Annotated in this window: 17 protein-coding genes and 1 riboswitch; of the genes, 13 read left to right on the forward strand and 4 right to left on the reverse strand. The window is 62.9% G+C overall.

Annotated elements, in window-relative coordinates:
- Positions 1-111: 111 nt before the first annotated feature.
- On the forward strand, positions 112-372 hold the full coding sequence (locus KU43P_RS04115) for a hypothetical protein (protein WP_317661169.1): 261 nt from the start codon (positions 112-114) through the stop codon (positions 370-372).
- Between the two features lie 73 nt (positions 373-445).
- On the opposite strand, the gene KU43P_RS04120 is transcribed toward KU43P_RS04115, so the two are convergent.
- The gene (locus tag KU43P_RS04120; protein ID WP_317661170.1) at positions 446-1,612 is read right to left on the reverse strand and encodes a 1-acyl-sn-glycerol-3-phosphate acyltransferase; all 1,167 of its coding nucleotides are present in this window, start codon (positions 1,610-1,612) and stop codon (positions 446-448) included.
- A gap of 125 nt (positions 1,613-1,737) precedes the next feature.
- Between KU43P_RS04120 and KU43P_RS04125 the strand changes: the two genes are divergently transcribed.
- The 4 genes from KU43P_RS04125 (at position 1,738) to KU43P_RS04140 (ending at position 3,755) form a co-directional block, all read left to right on the forward strand.
- The gene (locus tag KU43P_RS04125; RefSeq protein WP_317661171.1) at positions 1,738-1,923 is read left to right on the forward strand and encodes a CPXCG motif-containing cysteine-rich protein; all 186 of its coding nucleotides are present in this window, start codon (positions 1,738-1,740) and stop codon (positions 1,921-1,923) included.
- Positions 1,923-2,183 carry a putative signal transducing protein gene (locus KU43P_RS04130; protein WP_317661172.1) on the forward strand — a complete coding sequence of 87 codons (261 nt, stop codon included), beginning with the start codon at positions 1,923-1,925 and terminating at the stop codon, positions 2,181-2,183. The genes KU43P_RS04125 and KU43P_RS04130 overlap by 1 nt, the downstream gene beginning before the upstream one ends.
- Positions 2,184-2,198: 15 nt before the next feature.
- Positions 2,199-2,819, forward strand: a complete 621-nt coding sequence (locus KU43P_RS04135) for an SOS response-associated peptidase (RefSeq protein ID WP_317661173.1) — start codon at positions 2,199-2,201, stop codon at positions 2,817-2,819.
- Positions 2,820-2,939: 120 nt separating this feature from the next.
- On the forward strand, positions 2,940-3,755 hold the full coding sequence (locus tag KU43P_RS04140) for a M48 family metallopeptidase (RefSeq protein ID WP_317661174.1): 816 nt from the start codon (positions 2,940-2,942) through the stop codon (positions 3,753-3,755).
- Between the two features lie 125 nt (positions 3,756-3,880).
- Here the strand turns inward: KU43P_RS04140 and KU43P_RS04145 are convergent, their stop codons facing one another.
- From KU43P_RS04145 to KU43P_RS04155, 3 genes are all read right to left on the reverse strand, one after another.
- Complete coding sequence (locus tag KU43P_RS04145; protein WP_176516900.1) at positions 3,881-4,462, reverse strand: TMEM165/GDT1 family protein; 582 nt, start codon at positions 4,460-4,462, stop codon at positions 3,881-3,883.
- A 91-nt stretch (positions 4,463-4,553) separates the two neighbouring features.
- Positions 4,554-4,673, reverse strand: a riboswitch (yybP-ykoY riboswitch).
- 39 nt (positions 4,674-4,712) lie between these two features.
- Positions 4,713-5,711 (reverse strand): class I SAM-dependent methyltransferase, encoded by a 999-nt coding sequence (locus KU43P_RS04150; protein WP_317661175.1) that lies wholly within the window; start codon positions 5,709-5,711, stop codon positions 4,713-4,715.
- A gap of 53 nt (positions 5,712-5,764) precedes the next feature.
- Positions 5,765-6,730, reverse strand: a complete 966-nt coding sequence (locus KU43P_RS04155; protein ID WP_317661176.1) for a 2-hydroxyacid dehydrogenase — start codon at positions 6,728-6,730, stop codon at positions 5,765-5,767.
- A 158-nt stretch (positions 6,731-6,888) separates the two neighbouring features.
- Between KU43P_RS04155 and KU43P_RS04160 the strand changes: the two genes are divergently transcribed.
- The 8 genes from KU43P_RS04160 to KU43P_RS04195 all read left to right on the forward strand — a co-directional run bounded on the left by KU43P_RS04160 (position 6,889) and on the right by KU43P_RS04195 (position 19,204).
- A complete protein-coding gene (locus KU43P_RS04160) occupies positions 6,889-8,571 on the forward strand; it encodes a fatty acid--CoA ligase (protein WP_317661177.1) in 1,683 nt (560 codons plus the stop codon).
- A 331-nt stretch (positions 8,572-8,902) separates the two neighbouring features.
- The gene (locus tag KU43P_RS04165; protein WP_317661178.1) at positions 8,903-10,822 is read left to right on the forward strand and encodes a DUF1302 domain-containing protein; all 1,920 of its coding nucleotides are present in this window, start codon (positions 8,903-8,905) and stop codon (positions 10,820-10,822) included.
- A gap of 25 nt (positions 10,823-10,847) precedes the next feature.
- Positions 10,848-12,212, forward strand: coding sequence for a DUF1329 domain-containing protein (locus KU43P_RS04170; RefSeq protein WP_317661179.1), 1,365 nt, complete (start codon positions 10,848-10,850; stop codon positions 12,210-12,212).
- A 252-nt stretch (positions 12,213-12,464) separates the two neighbouring features.
- Positions 12,465-15,182: a LuxR C-terminal-related transcriptional regulator gene (locus KU43P_RS04175; protein WP_317661180.1), complete on the forward strand. Its 2,718-nt coding sequence runs from the start codon at positions 12,465-12,467 to the stop codon at positions 15,180-15,182.
- A 161-nt stretch (positions 15,183-15,343) separates the two neighbouring features.
- Positions 15,344-16,951 (forward strand): tetratricopeptide repeat-containing response regulator, encoded by a 1,608-nt coding sequence (locus KU43P_RS04180; protein ID WP_317661181.1) that lies wholly within the window; start codon positions 15,344-15,346, stop codon positions 16,949-16,951.
- Complete coding sequence (locus tag KU43P_RS04185) at positions 16,948-17,640, forward strand: sensor histidine kinase (RefSeq protein WP_317661182.1); 693 nt, start codon at positions 16,948-16,950, stop codon at positions 17,638-17,640. The genes KU43P_RS04180 and KU43P_RS04185 overlap by 4 nt, the downstream gene beginning before the upstream one ends.
- 86 nt (positions 17,641-17,726) lie before the next feature.
- Positions 17,727-18,371 carry an MBL fold metallo-hydrolase gene (locus KU43P_RS04190; RefSeq protein ID WP_317661183.1) on the forward strand — a complete coding sequence of 215 codons (645 nt, stop codon included), beginning with the start codon at positions 17,727-17,729 and terminating at the stop codon, positions 18,369-18,371.
- 110 nt (positions 18,372-18,481) lie between these two features.
- The gene (locus KU43P_RS04195) at positions 18,482-19,204 is read left to right on the forward strand and encodes an OmpA family protein (RefSeq protein ID WP_317661184.1); all 723 of its coding nucleotides are present in this window, start codon (positions 18,482-18,484) and stop codon (positions 19,202-19,204) included.
- The last annotated feature ends 13 nt before the right edge of the window (positions 19,205-19,217 follow it).

Raw genomic sequence — 19,217 nt, forward strand, 5'->3', positions numbered from 1 at the left:
ACGAGCATGTGACAGATGAAATTTAGTGACAGTTGGTCGCCAAGGCCGGGCGCTGCGGGTGGACTTCGGTAGAATGCCGGCCTTCGCTGTCGTTATATCCGAGGTTGCGTGATGTCCTTGCAAGTGCTCTGGGGGTTCCTGGCCGCCCACCCGACCAAGCTGATCAATCTGCTGGCGCTGCTGATGACCTGCCCGGGCGGGTTGCTGCTGCAAAGTGCGCGGCGCCGCGAGGCTGTCAGCCGTGAAAGCCTGGCCGTGGAGGATGGGGTGGTGGATGCGTTCGACCAGCGGGTGCCGCGCTATTACTACATCCTCGGGTTTTCCTGCCTGGCGATGGCCTTGCTGGTGTCTTGGTTCAGTACCTGGATCTGATACATCGGGGCCGCTTGGCGGCCCCATCGCCGGCAAGCCGGCTCCCACAGGGACATGAGCAGCCCCCGACAGGTCAGGCCACCGGCGCCTGTTGCCTGACCTGATACTGGTTGCGCACCGGCGTTGCATACTGCAGCACCAGATACGGCCGCTGCTCCTCAGGGCAAGCGTCCAGGCGGCTCTGCCATTGCTCCTTGGCTTTCGCCAGCTCTTCGGCCGGGAACACCTTCTCGGCGCTTGGCACCTGCAGTGCCTCGTCCTTCTCGCTCCACATCGCATAGGCCAGGTAGTGCACCGGGAACAGCCGGTAACCGCCGAGGATCTGCCGATCGATTTCCTGGGCCAGCTGTTTGGTATCTTCGTAGTACTCGGTAACCGGCGCGGCGAAGTTGATGTGCACGCGGCCTTTGTATCCGGTAATGCCCTTGGCGATGCTGTTGTCGTCTTCGCCCGCTGCCTTCTTGTAGGTGCCGGTCGTGGCGCGGATGTACAGCTCGCGCGCCTTGGCCTGGTCGCAAGGGTCGTATTCGTAGCTGATCGACACCGGAATCAGGTTCAGGCCCTGGATCACCGCGCCGAAGGGCTCGTCCTTGCGGCTCATGTGGAACATCTTGAGGATCGCCGAATCGGTGCGGTCGTCACCGTCTTTGGCGCGCCCTTCCGCCTGGGCGATCCAGATCGAAGCCCCGTCATTGCGGATCGAATGGTTGATGTACGCCGACAGCAGCTGGTAGGCCGCGAGCTTTTCACGGCGCCCGGTGATCGAGCGGTGAACGATGAAGCTCTTGTTCAGGCGCATCATGTCGCTGACGAACGGCTTCTGCAGCAGGTTGTCGCCGATGGCGATGCGCGGCGTGGGCAGGCCCGCGTGGTACACCGCATAGTTGACGAAGGCCGGGTCCATGACGATGTCGCGGTGGTTGGCCAGGAACAGATAGGCCGTCCCCGACTTGAGCTGTTCGACGCCGGAATAGGTGACGCCGTCGGTGGCGCGCTCGATGGTCTGATCGACGTAGTACTCGACCTTGTCCTGCAGTGTGGACACGCAGGTGACACCGGCGAATTCCTTGCGCAGGCGCCGGGCGATCAGCGGCTTGAGCAGCCAGCCAAGGGCGCCAGCGGCGCGCGGGAAGCGGAAGTGGGTGAGGATATCGAGGAATGCCGGGTCGCTGAGCAGGCGTGCCAGAACGGCAGGGACCTCAGCATCGTCGTACGGTCGGATGGCATCGAATTCGCCCATCATGCTCTCTTGTTGGAAACGGCTAGGGTAATAAGGTAGGGATGGGGCCCGAAAAACGGCTCGGACACACGCAGGCCCTGTAAACAGACCGGCAATTATACGCATAAGTCACTGCGGAGGCCGCGATGCTGGAAACTGACTTCTATGATTGCCCCTATTGTGGCGAACGGGTAGAGACTACCGTCGACCTTTCCGCTGGCGATCAGGTCTACACCGAAGATTGTCAGGTTTGTTGCCAGCCTGTGGTGTTCATCCTGCAGGTGCATGATGACGAATGGATGCTGGAAGTCAGACGTGAGGACGATGCTTGATGCAGCGGATCTACGAGCCGGAAAGCCTTCTTGAGGCAGAAATGCTGGTCGGCATGCTGGCCAGCGAAGGCATCGAAGTGCACCTGGTCGGTCGCGACCTGATGGGTGGTGTGGGTGAGCTGCCGCTTCAGGGGTTGCTTGGGTTGGCGGTGCCCAATGAACAGGCCGGTTACGCACGGCAGCTCATCGATGCGTACAATGGCGCCCAGCCGCTTGCCGGCGACGAACCGGAGAGTTATCCCGGTACCTTGATCTGCTAGGTTCTGAATTCGCCCATGTGTGGACGCTACGCCCTGTTTCGCTGGCCCCAGCCGCTCGCCGGGTTGCCAGGTTTCCCTGCCGGCCAGCCGGCGCAGTGGAATATCTCGCCCGGAGCCTCGGTGCTGATCCAGCGTCAGCTCGATGGCCAGATGCAAGTGGCCAAGGCGCGCTGGGGGTTGACGCCGGCCTGGCTGACCGACCTTTCCCGTACCCCCGCCCATGCTCGCGCCGAAACCCTGGCCGAACAGCCGATGTTCCGCGAAGCGTTTCGGCAGCGGCGCTGCCTGATGCCGGCCAACGGCTTCTACGAGTGGCGTGGCACGGTGCGCAAGCGGCCGTACTGGCTGACGCCTGGAGAGGGCTCATCGCTGTATTTCGCTGCGGTGTGGGAAGCCTATCCGGTACAGGATCAGGTGTGGTTGAGTTGTGCGGTGGTGACCCAGGCGGCGATGAATCAGCGGCGGCCATTGATCCTTGATGAAGCGGGGCAGGCGGCCTGGCTCGACCCTGAAACGCCGTTGCCGCGATTGCAGGAATTGTTGGCCAGCCCAGCGGCTACGCTGCGTGAGCGGGCACTGGCGAATTTCGTCAATGATCCCAAGTTGGATGCCCCGGAGTGCCTGACCCCGGCCTGATGCAGTGGCTGTAATGGCCCCGCGAAGGGCCCGGTACCGAAAAAGAAATCTTCCCTGCGGCTATGGCGGGCCCAGGCGACTCGGCCTAGGATACGGCGCATGTAAAAAGGGAGTGTTTTCATGCGTAAGTCTTTTGTCGTCAGCCTGTTGAGTGCTGGCATCCTGCTGGCCGGCTGCCAGGCAGTGAATACCACCAGCGGCGGCGCTGTCGGCGTCGAACGCAAGCAGTACATGTTCAGCATGCTCTCGACCGATGAGGTCAACCAGATGTACGCCCAGTCGTACCAGCAGACCCTCGGCGAGGCGTCGAGCAAGGGCGTGCTGGACAAGTCCAGTGCCGACGCCAAGCGCGTGCAGGCCATCGCCAATCGGCTGATTGCCCAGGCGCCCAAGTTCCGCCCGGATGCCGCGCAGTGGCAGTGGGAGGTCAATGTGATCAAGAGCGACGAGCTCAACGCCAACTGCGGCCCAGGCGGCAAGATCATCGTCTACACCGGCCTGATCGACCAGCTCAAGCTGACCGATGCCGAGATTGCCGCGGTGGTCGGCCACGAAATTGCCCACGCCCTGCGTGAGCACAGCCGTGAGGCGATGTCCAAGGCCTATGGCGTTGAAATGGCCCGTCAAGGTGCCGGTGCACTGTTTGGCCTTGGCCAGAGCAGCATCGCCCTGGCAGACCAGGTCGTGAACTACGCCATGACCCTACCCAACAGCCGCGCCAACGAGAACGAAGCCGACCTGATTGGCCTGGAGCTGTCGGCGCGTGCCGGCTACGACCCGAATGCCGCGATCACCTTGTGGAACAAGATGAGCAAGGCTTCCGAAGGTGCGCCGCCTGAGTTCATGAGCACTCACCCTGCATCGGAAAGCCGGATCGCCTCGCTGCAGGCAGCGATTCCCAAGGTGATGCCGTTGTACGAAGCCGCCAAGAAGTAAGTTCGCCTTGGGGCTGCTTTGCAGCCCATCGCCGGCAAGCCGGCTCCTACAGGGCCGGGGTTGACCCAGTATCCTGTGGGAGCCGGCTTGCCGGCGATGGGCCGCAGAGCGGCCCTAAATTACAGTTACCCCACCCATCCACTGGTCTTCATCGCCGAGTACACGGCCACGACCGCCAGTACGATGAAAGCCGCAGCCGCCAGGCGGCGAATCAGTGTCAGCGGCAGTTTCTCCGCTGCAAAGTTACCCGCCAGCACCACCGGCACGTTGGCAATCAGCATGCCCAGGGTGGTACCGATGATGACCATGATCAGGTGCGGATACTGAGCTGCCAGCATTACCGTGGCGACCTGGGTCTTGTCGCCGATCTCGGCCAGGAAGAACGCGATCAGCGTGGTGAGGAACGGGCCGAAGCGGCGTGCCGGGTTCTCGTCGTCATCCATCTTGTCCGGTACCAGAGTCCACAGCGCCGTCGCAGTGAAGCTTGCGGCAAGGATCCAGTGCAATGTCGTCTCCGTGAAAAACCCACTGACCCAGGCCCCTACCGCGCCAGCGGCGGCATGGTTGGCCAGGGTGGCGGCGATGATGCCGGCGATGATCGGCCAAGGCTTGCGGAAACGGGCAGCGAGGATGAGCGCGAGCAATTGCGTCTTGTCGCCGATTTCGGCCAAGGCGACGATCGCGGTGGGGACCAACAGAGATTCCAGCATCAGGATTCCTACGGGGGCGGGTCGACACGGCTATGACACGTACAGCCTCCCCGCCCCGGGTAAGGTGTGCGTGTCATAGGTCTTGTCAAACCCTGGACCTGTCTGCGCAGATCGTGGGTCGCACGCGCCATGGCCTGTGGGCCAAGTGTGTTGACGCGTGCCGGGCGAGCAGGGCGCTCGCGGGAGACTACTCCCCTAGGACGGTGCGGATTCTGCCTAGTCGAAACCGTTTCGGCAAGCCCTGTTTTTATCCGCGTATTGCTCGGTAGATACGGAATCCATCGGCTTCGGCGCAGGTCTGGCAGTTGCCCAGCGTGCTTTCGATCAGCGGTTGGTAGCGCAGGAAGCTGTTCGCTACCAGGCGTATTTCGCCACCTTTTCGCAGATGTTCGCCTGATTTTTTCAGCAGGTTTTCCGAGGCGTTGTAGTTGGTGTGCACGCCGGTATGGAATGGCGGATTGCTCAGGATAAGGCTCAGGTCGCGAGGCGCGGCATCGATGCCGTCACCACTCACCACATGCCCTTCGAGCTGGTTGGCGGCCAGGGTCAGTCGACTGGCGGCCACGGCGAAGGCGTCCACATCCAGCAAGGTCACCTGGCTCTGTGGATAACGCCGCTTGACCGTTGCTCCAAGCACGCCGGCGCCGCAGCCGAAGTCCAGCACGTGGCCGACCGGCAAGTTGTCCAGGTGCTTGAGCAACAGCGCCGTGCCGCGGTCGAGGCGGCCGTGGCTGAATACCCCAGGCAGGCTGATCACCTGCAGTGGCCCGTCTTCGAGGTCGAGCGTGAAGCGTTCGGCCAGGCTCTCCAGCGGCTTGGCTTCGGGGGCATGTTCCACGGTCACTTGCCACAGCTGGCAGTGGCGTGCGCTGTCGAGTTTGCGTGGCTTGCCGAACGCCTGCAGTTGCTTGGCCGCGCCTTCGATGCCGCCGCGCTTTTCCCCTACCAGGTAGAGCTCACGGCCACCCAGGCGCGAGGCCAGGGCGTTGAGCAGGTAGGCTGCCAGTTCGCGGGACTTGGGCAGGAACAGCACAGCCGCCTCGAAGGCCACCGGTGGTACCTCCACACCATGATGGCTGCGGCCGGCGAAGCGGCTGTCGAGCATGGCCTGGTCGCCGGCGTGCCAGGTCCAGCCGTGGGCCTTGGGCAGTTGGCCGAGCAGGCCGTCGGCGGGGGCGCCGGCGAGCAGCAGCGGGCCCTGGAACAGGTCCGCCTGGCGGAGCAACACTTCACTGCGCGGGTCCATGGACGACGCCTCCTGAAAAAAGTGGCGCAGTGTAGCAGAGCCGGCCGCTGCGCTCAGCTGACCACGCGGCGCGGCTGGCCGGCGAAGAAGGCCTGGGCGTTCTCGCTGAGCTGGCCGACGATGCGCTGGCGCGACTCCACTGCGCCCCAGGCACTGTGTGGGGTAATGATCAGGCGCGGAACATCCGCAGCCAGCAGCGGGTTGCCATGGGTGGGTGGCTCGACGCTCAGCACGTCGGTGGCAGCGCCGCCCAGGTGGCCGTCGCGCAGAGCGTCCGCCAGTGCCTGTTCGTCGATCAGGCCGCCGCGGGCGGTGTTGACCACCAGGGCACCTGGCTTGAGCAAGGCCAGCTCGCGGGCGCCGATCATGTGCCGGGTGTGCTCGTTGAGGGGACAGTGCAGGGTCAGAGCATCCACCTGCGGCAGCAGTTCATCCAGCGCCAGACGATCATCGCGCGCCGGGCGGCCAGGGATCTGCCCGCTCAGCACGCGCATGCCAAAGGCCTCGGCCAGCCGCGCGACGGCGCCGCCCAGCTCACCATGGCCGAGCAGGCCGAGGGTCTTGCCCTCCAGCTCGATGATCGGGAAGTCAAGCAGGCAGAACTGACTGGCCTTGGCCCATTGCCCGTCTGCCACGGCCTGGTTGTAGTCGCACAGGCGGGTGGCCAGGGCCAGCAGCAGGGCGAGGGTGTGCTGGGCCACCGAAGGCGTGCCGTAGCCTTGGCAGTTGCACACGGTGATACCCTGAGCGCGCGCCGCCGCCATGTCGACATTGTTGGTGCCGGTGGCAGCGACCAGAATCAGCTTGAGCTGGGGGTTGGCTGCCAGCGCCTCGGCGTCGAGCATCACCTTGTTGCTGACCACCGCGGCGGCGCCTTGAAGGCGCTCGGCGACCTGATCGGTGCGGGTCGTCGCGAACAGTTGCAGTTCGTCGAACTGATCGTGCAGCGGGGACAGGTCGAGGTCACCGAGGTCCAGGGACTGGTGGTCGAGAAACACGGCGCGACGCGGGCTTGGCATCGGTGAGGCTCCGTAGCAGTGGCGAAGATGGGTCAACCCGCACAATGCCACTCATACCTTCTGCCGCCAAATCATTCCTTCGGCTGATTTGGTCGTCACATTGACCAACTACAGTTGTTCCCTGACTTGTCCGGCTCGCTTTTCAAGAAGGGATACCCATGCTGCAGACCCGCATCATCAAGCCCGCCGAGGGCGCTTATTCGTTCCCCCTGTTGATCAAGCGCCTGCTGATGTCCGGCAGCCGCTACGAAAAGACCCGCGAAATCGTCTATCGCGACCAGATCCGGCTGACTTATCCACAGCTCAACGAACGCATCGCCCGCCTGGCCAACGTGCTCACCGAGGCCGGGGTCAAGGCCGGCGACACTGTGGCGGTGATGGACTGGGACAGCCACCGCTACCTGGAATGCATGTTTGCCATCCCGATGATCGGCGCGGTGGTGCATACCATCAACGTGCGCCTTTCACCCGAGCAGATCCTCTACACCATGAACCACGCCGAAGACCGCGTGGTGCTGGTCAATAGCGACTTCGTCGGCCTTTACCAGGCCATCGCCGGGCAACTGACCACGGTCGACAAGACCCTGCTGCTGACCGATGGCGAGAACAAGTCGGCCGAACTGCCCAACCTGGTGGGCGAGTACGAACAGCTGCTTGCTGCGGCCAGCCCGCAGTACGACTTCCCGGATTTCGACGAAAACTCGGTGGCCACCACGTTCTACACCACGGGCACCACCGGCAATCCGAAGGGGGTGTATTTCACCCATCGCCAGCTGGTGCTGCACACCCTTGCCGAGGCCTCGGTCACGGGCAGCATCGACAGCGTGCGCCTGCTGGGCAGCAACGATGTCTACATGCCGATCACGCCGATGTTCCATGTGCATGCCTGGGGTATCCCCTACGCGGCGACCATGCTCGGCATGAAGCAGGTCTACCCCGGGCGCTACGAGCCGGACATGCTGATCAAGCTGTGGCGCGAAGAGAAGGTCACCTTCTCCCACTGCGTACCCACCATCCTGCAGATGCTGCTCAACTGCCCGAGTTCCCAGGGCGAGCACTTTGGCGGCTGGAAGATCATCATCGGCGGCAGCGCGCTCAACCGCTCGCTGTACCAGGCCGCGCTGGCCCGTGGCATCCAGCTGACGGCGGCCTATGGCATGTCCGAGACCTGCCCGCTGATCTCCGCTGCGCACATCAACGATGAACTGCAGGCGGGCAGCGAGGACGAGCGCGTCACCTATCGGATCAAGGCCGGGGTACCGGTGCCTTTGGTGGAAGCAGCGATCGTCGATGGCGACGGCAATTTCCTCCCGGCCGATGGCGAAACCCAGGGCGAGCTGGTGCTGCGCGCGCCTTGGCTGACCATGGGCTACTTCAAGGAGCCGGAGAAGAGCGAGGAGCTGTGGCAGGGGGGCTGGTTGCACACCGGTGACGTCGCCACGCTGGACGGCATGGGCTACATCGACATCCGCGACCGCATCAAGGATGTGATCAAGACCGGTGGCGAGTGGATTTCCTCGCTCGACCTCGAGGACCTGATCAGCCGCCACCCCGCTGTGCGTGAAGTGGCCGTGGTGGGGGTGGCCGACCCGCAATGGGGCGAGCGTCCGTTCGCCCTGTTGGTACCCCGTGACGGCCAGTCCATCGACGCCAAGGCGCTCAAGGAACACCTCAAGCCGTTTGTCGAGGAAGGGCATATCAACAAATGGGCAATTCCCAGCCAGATCGCCGTTGTTACTGAAATTCCCAAGACCAGTGTCGGCAAGCTCGACAAGAAGCGCATCCGCCAGGACATCGTCCAGTGGCAGGCGAGCAACAGCGCATTCCTGTCGACAGTTTGAACCTCAAGCGGGTCGCCTGCCTCATGACGCGACCCGCAGGCTAGAGGGGCTGGCGCCTTGCCAAACGGAAAAAATACGCCATGCTTCAGCATTGCCAACGCGCTCCCTGAGCAACTTCAGGATGAAATCGCGCCGCAGCACGCAAATCACACTTTAGAGGGATCAAGCACCTGTGCCTGCTGGCTATAGTCGGGGCCAGGGGATTTTCAGGAATGGGGGAGGGCGACACGCGCAACACGTGTCGCCGCGGGTGCAAGCCCGCATACCGGTCGCTCGGGCCGTTCTTGAAAGGACTCACTGCCATAACAAAAAAGTACATGGAGTAGCGTCGATGACATCTGCAAACACGTTCTGGCGCCGGGCCAAGCTGCCCTTGGCCGTCAGCCTTGCTTCCACGCTCGCAAGTCCTGCTTTTGCGGTCAGTTTCAACATCGGTGAAATCGAAGGCCAGTTCGACTCGTCGCTTTCGGTCGGGGCAAGCTGGTCGACGGCCAACCCGAACAAGAACCTGATCGGGGTCAACAATGGCGGCAAGGGCCTGTCGCAAACCTCCGACGACGGCCACCTCAACTTCAAGAAAGGCGAAACCTTCTCGAAGATCTTCAAGGGTATCCATGACCTGGAACTCAAGTACGGTGACACCGGCGTGTTCGTACGGGGCAAGTACTGGTACGACTTCGAGCTGAAGGACGAGCACCGCGAGTTCAAGGACATCAGCGATTCGGGCCGCAAGGAGGGCGCCAAGTCGTCCGGCGCCGAAATGCTCGACGCCTTTGTCTACCACAACTACGCGATCGGCGATCAGCCTGGCTCGGTACGCCTGGGCAAGCAGGTCGTGAGCTGGGGCGAGAGTACCTTCATCGGAGGGGGCATCAACGCGATCAACCCGATCGATGTTTCTGCATTCCGCCGCCCCGGGGCCGAGATCAAGGAAGGCCTGATCCCGGTCAACATGTTCTACGTTTCGCAAAGCCTCACCGACAACCTCTCGGCAGAAGCTTTCTATCAGATCGAATGGGACCAGACGGTCGTCGACAACTGCGGTACGTTCTTCTCCCAGCCTGACGTGATCGCCGACGGCTGCAACAACAACCTGGCAGTGCTCGCCACCCAGAATTCGCTGGCCAGCCGCCTTGGCCCGCTGGCGGCGCCTGTTACCAATACACTTGCCGCCCGAGGTGTGAGCTACGGCTCCCCGGATGAAGGGGTGATCGTGCGCCGTGGTCCGGATCGCGATGCAAGGGACAGTGGCCAGTTCGGTGTCGCGCTGCGTTACATGTACGAGCCACTCAATACCGAGTTTGGTGGCTACTTCATGAACTACCACAGCCGTGCACCCATCTTCAGTGGTCGCGGTGCCGACGCGCAGTTCTACAACGTCAACGGCCTGGCTGGCGCGCTGGTCGCGGCAGGTGTACCGGCTTCAGCGTTGGCAAGCCTGTTGCCGAGCCTGATGCCGTTGCAGGTTGCAGGCAATTCCAGCTACTACGTGGAATACCCGGAAGACATCCGCCTGTACGGCCTGAGCTTCTCGACCACGCTGCCTACCGGTACCGCCTGGAGTGGTGAAATCAGCTATCGGCCAAACGCCCCGGTACAGTTGAATACCACCGATATCCTCTATTCGGGCCTGACACCGCTCAACCCGAACGTCTCCGTCCTGCAAGGTACCCCTGGTGCCGACCAGCCTGGTTATCGTCGCAAGGAAATCACCCAGCTGCAGACCACGTTCACCCACTTCTTCGACCAGGTCATGGGCGCGGAACGGTTGACCATGGTCGGCGAAGTAGGCTGGACCCACGTGGGGGGCCTGGAAAGCACCTCCAAGCTGCGTTACGGGCGTGACCCGGTGTTCGGCCCGGGCCCGCTGCCGGCCGGCCAGTGCGAGGCGCTCAACTCCAGTACCCTGGGCACCACCGACGCCAACAACGTGTCGCGCTACTGCGAAAACGATGGCTACACCACTTCCGATTCCTGGGGCTATCGCATCCGCGCGATCTGGGACTACAACAACGTCTTCGCCGGTGTGAACCTGCGCCCGAGCCTGGCTTGGTCGCATGACGTCGATGGTTATTCGCCGGGCCCGGGTGGCAACTTCGAGGAGGGCCGCAAGGCCATCAGCCTGGGGCTTGATGCCGAGTACCAGCAGACCTACACCGCCAGCCTGTCGTACACCAACTTCTTCGACGGCAAGTACAGCACCGTGGATGATCGCGACTTCGTCGCCCTCAGCTTCGGCGTGAACTTCTAAGCACTCAGATCCAGGACGACACCTCATGAACAAGACCAGAAGTCTGCTGCAAGCCGGTGTGCTGGGCCTGTCCCTGCTGGCGAGCAGCGTCATGGCGGCAGTTTCCGCCGACGAAGCGGCCAAGCTGGGCAGTACCCTGACCCCGATGGGTGCGGAAAAGGCCGGTAACGCCGATGGCTCCATCGGCCCATGGCAGCCGCTGTCGAAGACCGCCGGCAGCGTCGATGCCAAGGGCTTCCTCTCCGACCCTTATGGCAGCGAGAAGCCGCTGTTCACCATCACCGCGCAGAATGCCGAGCAGTACAAGGACAAGCTGTCTCCGGGCCAGATGGCGATGCTCAAGCGCTACCCGGACACCTTCAAGATCCCGGTGTACAAGACCCATCGCGGTGCCACCGTGCCTGACGATGTATTCGCCGCGATCAAGAAGAATGCCACCGCGACCACGCTGGTCGAGGGCGGCAACGGCCTGAACAACTTCCAGACCGCCGTGCCGTTTCCGATCCCCAAGAGCGGCCTGGAGGTGATCTGGAACCACATTACCCGCTACCGTGGCGGCAGCGTCAGCCGCCTAGTGACCCAGGCAACGCCACAGCAGAACGGTTCCTACAGCCTGGTGTACTTCTCTGATCAGTTCGTGTTCCGCGACAAGATGAGGGATTATGACCCGAACAACCCGGGCAATATCCTCTTCTACTTCAAGCAGGAAGTGACCGCGCCGGCTCGTTTGGCCGGTACCGTGTTGCTGGTGCACGAGACCCTCGACCAGGTCAAGGAACCGCGCAAGGCATGGATCTACAACGCTGGCCAGCGCCGGGTGCGCCAGGCGCCGCAAGTGTCGTATGACGGGCCAGGTACCGCTGCAGATGGCCTGCGTACCTCGGACAACCTGGACATGTACAACGGCGCGCCTGATCGCTACGACTGGAAGCTCGAAGGCAAGAAGGAGATGTACATCGCCTCCAACGCCTACAAGCTCGATGACCCGAAGCTCAAGTACTCTGACATCCTCAAGGCTGGACATATCAACCAGGACTTCACCCGCTACGAGCTGCGCCGTGTATGGCATGTGGTCGCGACGCTCAAGCCGGGCCAGCGCCACATCTACGCCAAGCGTGACTTCTACATCGACGAGGACACCTGGCAGGCTGCGGTGATCGACCAGTATGACGGCCGTGGCCAACTGTGGCGGGTGTCCGAGGCTCACTCCCAGGACTACTACAACGTGCAGGTACCGTGGTACACGCTGGAGGCCATCTACGACCTGCAGTCTGGTCGTTACCTGGCACTGGGCATGAAGAACGAAGAGAAGCGTGCCTACGACTTCGGCTTCAGTGCCAGCAAGGCCGACTTCCAGCCTGCTGCGCTGCGCCAGTCGGGCATTCGCTGATGATCTAGCGCCATCTCCGTGTGACCTCCCAGAACGCCCCGGCTTGCCGGGGCGTTTCTATTCCGTTTCGGCAATCATTCTGCTGAATACCCTGCCAAACCCCTGCGCCAGCCCGCTGCGTGGCGGCCGTGTTGCTTTTTGTCGCAGTCTTTATCGGGGTAATGGTTCCCATCATCTTCAAATGCGCCACGTTACCCGCTAGTCTCGCAACAATCCGTACTGCCGTAGTCTTCCAACCAGAACGAGCCGGCCATGACAGATCTGTCCCGTATGCATGGATTCGCCAGCCAGGCCGTGGGCCTGCTGGACGGGCGTTTCTTCCGGCCACCCTTGCCGGACGGCCACGTGGCGCGTGCGCGGCTTTGCCAGCGTCTGCACGCAGGCCTTGCCGGGCGTCTGTTGTTGGTCAATGCCCCTGCGGGTTTCGGCAAAAGCTCCCTGGCCATCGAGTTCTGCGAATCGCTGCCTGAGCACTGGCGTAGCCTCTGGCTCGGCCTGAGCCAGCGTGATGCCGACCCGGGGCGATTCCTCGAACGTCTGCTCGAAGGCCTGCAGCAGTACTGCCCGGCCCTGGGCGGCCAGGCCATGGGCCTGCTGAAGATGCGCCAACGCCATCAGCCGTTCGCTTTCGAAGAGTGGATCGACAGCCTGCTCGATGAGCTGGCGCTTTACCTGCAAGCCGATACACCCCTGCTGCTGGTGCTCGACGACTACCACCTGGCCCAGGGGGCGGTACTCGACCGCTGCCTGCAGTTCTTCCTCAATCATCTGCCAAACGGCCTGGTGTTGCTCATTACCAGCCGCCAGCGCCCGGACTGGCACCTGGCTCGCTTGCGCCTGTCGCGGCAACTGACCGAACTCAGCGAACAGGACTTGCGCCTTACCGCCGATGAGGCGCTGGCGGTCATCGGCACGCAGCCGGGCGGGCTGCGCGGCCAGGCCCTGGACAATCTGATCCAGCGCAGTGACGGCTGGGTGGCCGGGCTGCGCTTCTGGCAGTTGGCGGCCAGCGAGAGCGGTGACGAGCATGCGTTGCCCCAGGCGCTGCACGGTGGAGAAGGGCTGATTCGCGATTACCTGTTGGAAGAGGTCATCGACATCCTGCCGCCGGACGTGCAGGCATTCCTGTTCGATACCGCCTGCCAGGAACGCTTCTGTGCGGCGTTGTGCGATGCTCTGCGCGAGCGCCATGACAGTGCTGCGATCCTGCGCTTCCTGCAGGCCCATCAGGTGTTTCTCGTCCCGCTGGATGAGCATGGTCATTGGTACCGATATCACCATCTGTTTTCCGACCTGCTGCGCAGCCGCCAGGCCAGCGAGCCACCGGCCCGCCTGCACTTGCGCGCCTGCCGCTGGTTTCAGACGCAGGGCCTGTTGGACGAGGCGGTAGAGCAGGCATTGCGCGCCGGCCATCTTGATGTCGCCGCCAACCTGGTACAGAGCCTTTCGGAGGAGCAACTGCTGGCCGAGCAGAATGTCGGCATGCTGTTGCGCTGGAAGATGGACCTGCCCGACAGCCTGCTGATCAGCACCCCGCGGCTGATCGTGCTGTATAGCTGGGCACTGGGCCTGGCCTGCCAGTTGGATGCAGCCGAAGAACTGGCTAGCTACCTCAGCCGCTTTCTGCCAGCGCCTTCGGCCACGGCGCAAAAGTCGATGCTGGCGCAGTGGCTGGCGTTGAGCGGCGTGATCGCCCGTGGCCGAGGTGATCGTCAGCGTACCTTGGCCTATTGCTCCGAAGCGCTGCAGAGCCTGCCCTGCAAACGTTATGGACAACGGCTGGTGTGCTTGTCGACCCTGTCGAACCTGGCCATCGCCGACGCTGACTATTGGCGTGCGCGGGGGTGGAACCGTGAGGCGTTGGAGCTGGCTCAACGGGTGGGCAACCCATTGTTCGAGGCCTTGGCTCACTATGACCGTGCAAGGGTGTTGCATGCCCGAGGTGAGGTGCTGCGGGCGCTGCAGGAAGTGCGCCAGGGCTTGCAACGCCTGCAGGGGCTACCGGCGCAGCGGCTGTATGCCGTGCGGGCGCGCTTGACGTTGTACGAGGGTTACCTGCTGGTATCACGCCTGCAACCTGCCCAAGGGCGTGCGCGGTTGCGTGCCGGGCTTGGCGAGGCACGTGCCTGTCGCGACATCAGTGTGCTGATCGGCCATTGTGTGATCGCCGCGCTCGACGGACGTGAGGGCCACTATGCAGAGGCGTTCGCCGAGCTGGCCGAGGCCGAGCGGCTGATGCACATCTGGGATGTGCCGCCGATTTTTTACCTGGCAATGATCACCCTTGTGAAATGCGAACTGTGGTTGGCCCAGGGGCGTACCGACCTTGCCGAGTCCTGGTTGTTGCGCCTTGGGCAGACCTATGGCGGCGAGCAACCTGCGGCAGCACCCGAGTTCCACCCCCTGCTGCCGTTGCATATCGAGTTGCAGCAAGCCTTGCTCGAGCATGTTCTGGGGCGCAGCGGCGAAGCAGAGCGGCGTTTGCGCGGTTTGGTCGAGCGCGGTCAGGCCAGTGGCGGCATGCTGCTGACCCTCAGCGCGGCGTGCCAGTGGATGGCCCTGCTGCTGGCAGAGGGGCGCGAAACCGAGGCTGCCGAGCATCTGCCCGTGGCCGTTGCTGCAGCCCAGGGCGGGGTCGTGTTGCCGTTTCAGCGGTTGATCGAGTTTCATCCACATTGGTTGCGTGAGCAGCTGCTTTCGCAGCCGACCTCTCAGGTCCAGGCCGAGTTGCTGGCGCACCTGCCGGAGCCGGCGATGCCTGCAAGCTGCCCCCGCGAAGCGCTGAGCGGCCGTGAGCTGGCCGTGCTGGAGCTGATCGCCCAGGGGTGTTCCAACCAGCAGATCAGCGAGCGGTTGTTCATCTCCCTTCATACCGTCAAGACTCACGCCAGCCATATCAACAGCAAGTTGGGCGTGGAGCGCCGAACCCAGGCGGTCGCCCGGGCCAAAGCACTGGGGCTGCTGGTCTGAGTATGGCTGATTGGCACAGGGTTGGATAAATTGGTGGCTACGGGCCACTATTTGGCGTTGCATGCATTTCTCTCATCTTTCCCGACCAGCGGCCGATACAGGATTCGGCGGTATGCATCGCCTCACGCCATCCTCCCATCATCCCAATACAGGTCGTGTTGATGCTGCAGTACGGGCAAAAGAGCTTTCTGATCGTCGACGACTTCACCGACTTCCGCACGTCGACCCGTTCCATGCTTCGCGAGCTGGGTGTGCGCGATGTGGATACTGCCGACAGCGGTGAGCAGGCCCTGCGCATGTGCGGGCAGAAGCGTTACGACTACATTCTCCAGGACTTCCACCTGGGTGACGGCAAGAAGAACGGCCAGCAGGTACTCGAGGACATGATCCTCGACAAGCTGATCAGCCATGAGTGCGTGTTCATCATGGTCACCGCCGAAAGCAGCCAGGCCATCGTGCTCAGCGCCCTCGAGCATGAACCGGATGCCTACCTGACCAAGCCGTTCAACCGCGTCGGTCTGGCCCAGCGTCTCGACAAGCTCACGCAACGCAAGACATTACTCAAGCCGATTCTCCAGGCCCTGGACCGCGGCCGCCCGGCCGAAGTGCTGGCGGCCTGCGCCGAGTTGTGCAAGAAAGACCCGCGCTTCGCACCCTTGTGCCTGCGTTACCGGGCCGATGCCCTGCGTGACCTCAACCGCTTCGATGAGCTGGAGAAGTTCCTCAAGACCATTCTCGCCAGCCGCCCGCAGCCTTGGGTATATGCAGCGCTGGGTAACCTGATGCACAAGCGTGGCCAGCATGCCCAGGCCCAAGGGGTCTACGAACAGGCGCTCAAGGCCTTCCCGATCATGCCGGGCCTGTACGACGGCATGGCCGATGTGCTGGTCGCTCAAGGCGAAACCAAGCGTGCCCAGAACATGCTTGAAGAGGCGGTGCGCCTGTCGCCCCTGGCGGTTCGGCGGCAGGCCACGCTGGGCAAGCTGGCGCTGGACAACGAGGATTTCGAGAGTGCTTCGAAGGCGTTTCGCCATGCGGTCAACCAGGGCCAGAGCTCCCGCTACAAGGATGCTGAAAGCAACCTTGGCCTGGTCCAGGCGTTGATGAGCAAGAACGCGGGGTTTGGGCTGGATGCGCGTACTCGCGTCGAGATCAATACCGTGCTCAGCGAAGTGGCCAAGGACAACGTCGAGGATCAGGGCCTGCAAGTGCGTGCGCGCTTGATGAAAGCAGCCAGCCTGCAGCAGGCTGGCGATGCCGAAACTGCCGCCAAGCTCACCGAGCAGGCCATTGCGCGGCTGGACAAGATGGACCAGTTCTTCTCGGTTGAGGCTGCCTTGACCGTGGCCAGGCAGTTGCAGTCACTGGGCCAGGAAGCCGCCGGCGGCACCATCCTCAAAGGTTGTGTGGAAACCTACGGCGACGACCCCAAAGTGATGCAGAGCGTGGCCAAGCTCACCGACGACCCGAACGTGCTCGGCGCTGTCACCGAAGCGGTCGACCTCAACCGCCAAGGGGTACGCAGCTATCAGGCCGGTCAGCTCAATGAAGCCTTGCAGATGTTTCGCAAGGCCTTGTCGCTGCAACCGAAGAACATCAGCATCGCGCTCAATACCGCCCAGGCGCTGCTGCGCATCGGCGGCGAAACCACGCCGCCGGCGATCCTGCAAGAATGCCGCAGCTGCCTGACCAGCGTGGCCGGCATCCCCGCCAGCGATAGCCGTTACGACCGCTACCGCAAACTGCATATCAAGGTTTTCGGCGCATGAGCCAGGACAATCAGGGGCTGGATTTTTCCACGGTGATTGCCTCCACCGTGCACGACCTGAAGAATTCGCTGTCTGCGCTGATCCAGTCCCACGACCAGTGGCTGGCACGCCTGCCCGAAGACCTGCGCGGCGGTACCGAACAAGGGGTGATCGAACACGAGTTCCGCCACCTCAATGGCATGCTTGTACAGTTGCTTGGGCTCTACAAACTGGGCGTCAACCAGTTGCCGATCTGCCCGGATTACCACGAACTGGACGACTTCATCGAAGCCCAGTTGGCGGCCCATCAGCAAGTGCTGGAGCACAACGACATTCTGGCGACCTGGCGCATCGACAGCGATAACCCGCTGGGCTTCTTCGACCGAGAGCTGGTGGCCTCGGTGATCGCCAATGTGGTCACCAACGCCACGCGCTACGCCGGGCATGCACTGCTGATCAGCATCGGCGAAGAAAACGATCAACTGCTCATCAGCGTCAACGATGACGGCCCCGGCTACCCGGCTCGGATGCTCGAGCGGCAGCAGGATTACGTGCAAGGCATCGATGCCCAGCGCGGCAGCACCGGGCTCGGTCTGTACTTCGCGGCGCGAATCGCGGCGCTGCATGAGCGCGACGGAGTGCGTGGGCGGATCGAGATTTCCAACGGCGGGGCGCTTGGGGGCGGGTTGTTCAAATTGTACTTGCCGTGATCGCGGTTGGGCGTCGGGTGTATGATTCGAGGCATAGGGCGCCCGATTCCATGGGCCCTAAAAACTCACGACATGCACCGGTAGCCATGACTCTCCCCAATGCCTCCCTCATCCGCGAAACCTTCCCCGTAGGCCCCCTGCAGTGCAACTGCACGCTGATCGGCGACCCGCTCACCAAGAAGGCCATCGTCGTCGACCCGGGCGGCGACCCGGAGAAGATTCTCGCCCGCCTCCAGGCCCACGGCCTGACCCTGGTGAGCATCATTCACACCCACGCGCACTTCGACCATTTCCTTGCATCGGGCAAGCTCAAGGCGCTCACTGGCGCCACCTTGCACCTGCACAAGGACGATCAGGCTCTGTGGGACAACCTGGAGATGCAATGCCAGATGTTCGGCGTACCCTACACCCCGGTGCCACCGCCAGACCGCTGGCTCGGTGACGACGAGGAGCTGGCCTGCGGCTGCGGCGTTGCATTGCACACGCCGGGGCACACCCCAGGCTCGATGAGTTTCTGGTTCGCCGACGCCAAGCTGTTGATTGCCGGCGATACCCTGTTCCGCCGGGGCATTGGCCGCACCGATTTGTGGGGTGGTGACCAGCGGGCTATCGTTCGCTCGATCAAGGAGCGGCTGTATCGCCTGGATGAAGAGGCCGTCGTCGTCACGGGCCACGGCCCCGATACCAGGCTCGGCGACGAGATGCGCGAGAACCCGTTCGTGCGGGCGTGAATCCGCATGAATGGGTTTTCATGGAATTATTTCGCCTTCACGCAATCCAAGGCTGGCATCGATCCATCTTGCGATCTGCCGCACAACTGAATTTTTGTAGGAGCTTGTCCATGTTCACCATGCGTCGTCTGATTATCGTCGCAACTGCCGCAGCCCTGATGACTGGCTGCGCGGGTCAGAATCCTTATGACAACCAAGGTCAGGCTCAAGGCGGCTCCACAGGCATGAGCAAGACTGCCAAATACGGCGGCCTGGGCGCGCTGGCCGGCGCCATCGCCGGTGCCGCCATCGACCATAACAACCGTGGCAAGGGTGCGCTGATTGGCGCCGCCGCGGTGGGTGCCGCTGCTGCAGGCTACGGTTATTACGCCGACAAGCAGGAGGCCGAGCTGCGCGCACAAATGGCCAACACCGGCGTCGAAGTGCAGCGCCAGGGTGACCAGATCAAGCTGATCATGCCGGGCAACATCACCTTCGCCACCGATTCGGCCAACATCGCTCCAAGCTTCTACTCGCCGTTGAACAACCTGGCGAACTCGTTCAAGCAGTTCAACCAGAACACCATCGAAGTGGTTGGCTTCACCGACAGCACCGGCAGCCGCCAGCACAACATGGACCTGTCCCAGCGTCGTGCCCAGGCAGTCAGCAGCTACCTGACCTCGCAGGGCGTCGATGCTTCGCGCGTTTCGGTTCGTGGCATGGGCCCGGATCAGCCGATCGCCAGCAACGCCGATGCCAATGGCCGGGCGCAGAACCGCCGGGTCGAGGTCAACCTGAAGCCGATTCCTGGCGCGCAGTATGACCAGCAAGGGCAGGTTCAGCAGTACCCGTAAGTGAGCTGGGGTC

It is taken from the genome of Pseudomonas sp. KU43P (assembly GCF_033095865.1).
Lineage (GTDB): Bacteria > Pseudomonadota > Gammaproteobacteria > Pseudomonadales > Pseudomonadaceae > Aquipseudomonas.

Coding starts and splice junctions, on each gene's coding strand:
- KU43P_RS04165 (WP_317661178.1), top strand. CDS start 8,903: ATGACATCTGCAAACACGTTCTGGCGCCGGGCCAAGCTGCCCTTGGCC.
- KU43P_RS04120 (WP_317661170.1), bottom strand. CDS start 1,612: ATGGGCGAATTCGATGCCATCCGACCGTACGACGATGCTGAGGTCCCT.
- KU43P_RS04195 (WP_317661184.1), top strand. CDS start 18,482: ATGTTCACCATGCGTCGTCTGATTATCGTCGCAACTGCCGCAGCCCTG.
- KU43P_RS04150 (WP_317661175.1), bottom strand. CDS start 5,711: ATGGACCCGCGCAGTGAAGTGTTGCTCCGCCAGGCGGACCTGTTCCAG.
- KU43P_RS04155 (WP_317661176.1), bottom strand. CDS start 6,730: ATGCCAAGCCCGCGTCGCGCCGTGTTTCTCGACCACCAGTCCCTGGAC.
- KU43P_RS04180 (WP_317661181.1), top strand. CDS start 15,344: ATGCTGCAGTACGGGCAAAAGAGCTTTCTGATCGTCGACGACTTCACC.
- KU43P_RS04175 (WP_317661180.1), top strand. CDS start 12,465: ATGACAGATCTGTCCCGTATGCATGGATTCGCCAGCCAGGCCGTGGGC.
- KU43P_RS04135 (WP_317661173.1), top strand. CDS start 2,199: ATGTGTGGACGCTACGCCCTGTTTCGCTGGCCCCAGCCGCTCGCCGGG.
- KU43P_RS04160 (WP_317661177.1), top strand. CDS start 6,889: ATGCTGCAGACCCGCATCATCAAGCCCGCCGAGGGCGCTTATTCGTTC.
- KU43P_RS04115 (WP_317661169.1), top strand. CDS start 112: ATGTCCTTGCAAGTGCTCTGGGGGTTCCTGGCCGCCCACCCGACCAAG.
- KU43P_RS04170 (WP_317661179.1), top strand. CDS start 10,848: ATGAACAAGACCAGAAGTCTGCTGCAAGCCGGTGTGCTGGGCCTGTCC.
- KU43P_RS04125 (WP_317661171.1), top strand. CDS start 1,738: ATGCTGGAAACTGACTTCTATGATTGCCCCTATTGTGGCGAACGGGTA.
- KU43P_RS04140 (WP_317661174.1), top strand. CDS start 2,940: ATGCGTAAGTCTTTTGTCGTCAGCCTGTTGAGTGCTGGCATCCTGCTG.
- KU43P_RS04130 (WP_317661172.1), top strand. CDS start 1,923: ATGCAGCGGATCTACGAGCCGGAAAGCCTTCTTGAGGCAGAAATGCTG.
- KU43P_RS04190 (WP_317661183.1), top strand. CDS start 17,727: ATGACTCTCCCCAATGCCTCCCTCATCCGCGAAACCTTCCCCGTAGGC.
- KU43P_RS04185 (WP_317661182.1), top strand. CDS start 16,948: ATGAGCCAGGACAATCAGGGGCTGGATTTTTCCACGGTGATTGCCTCC.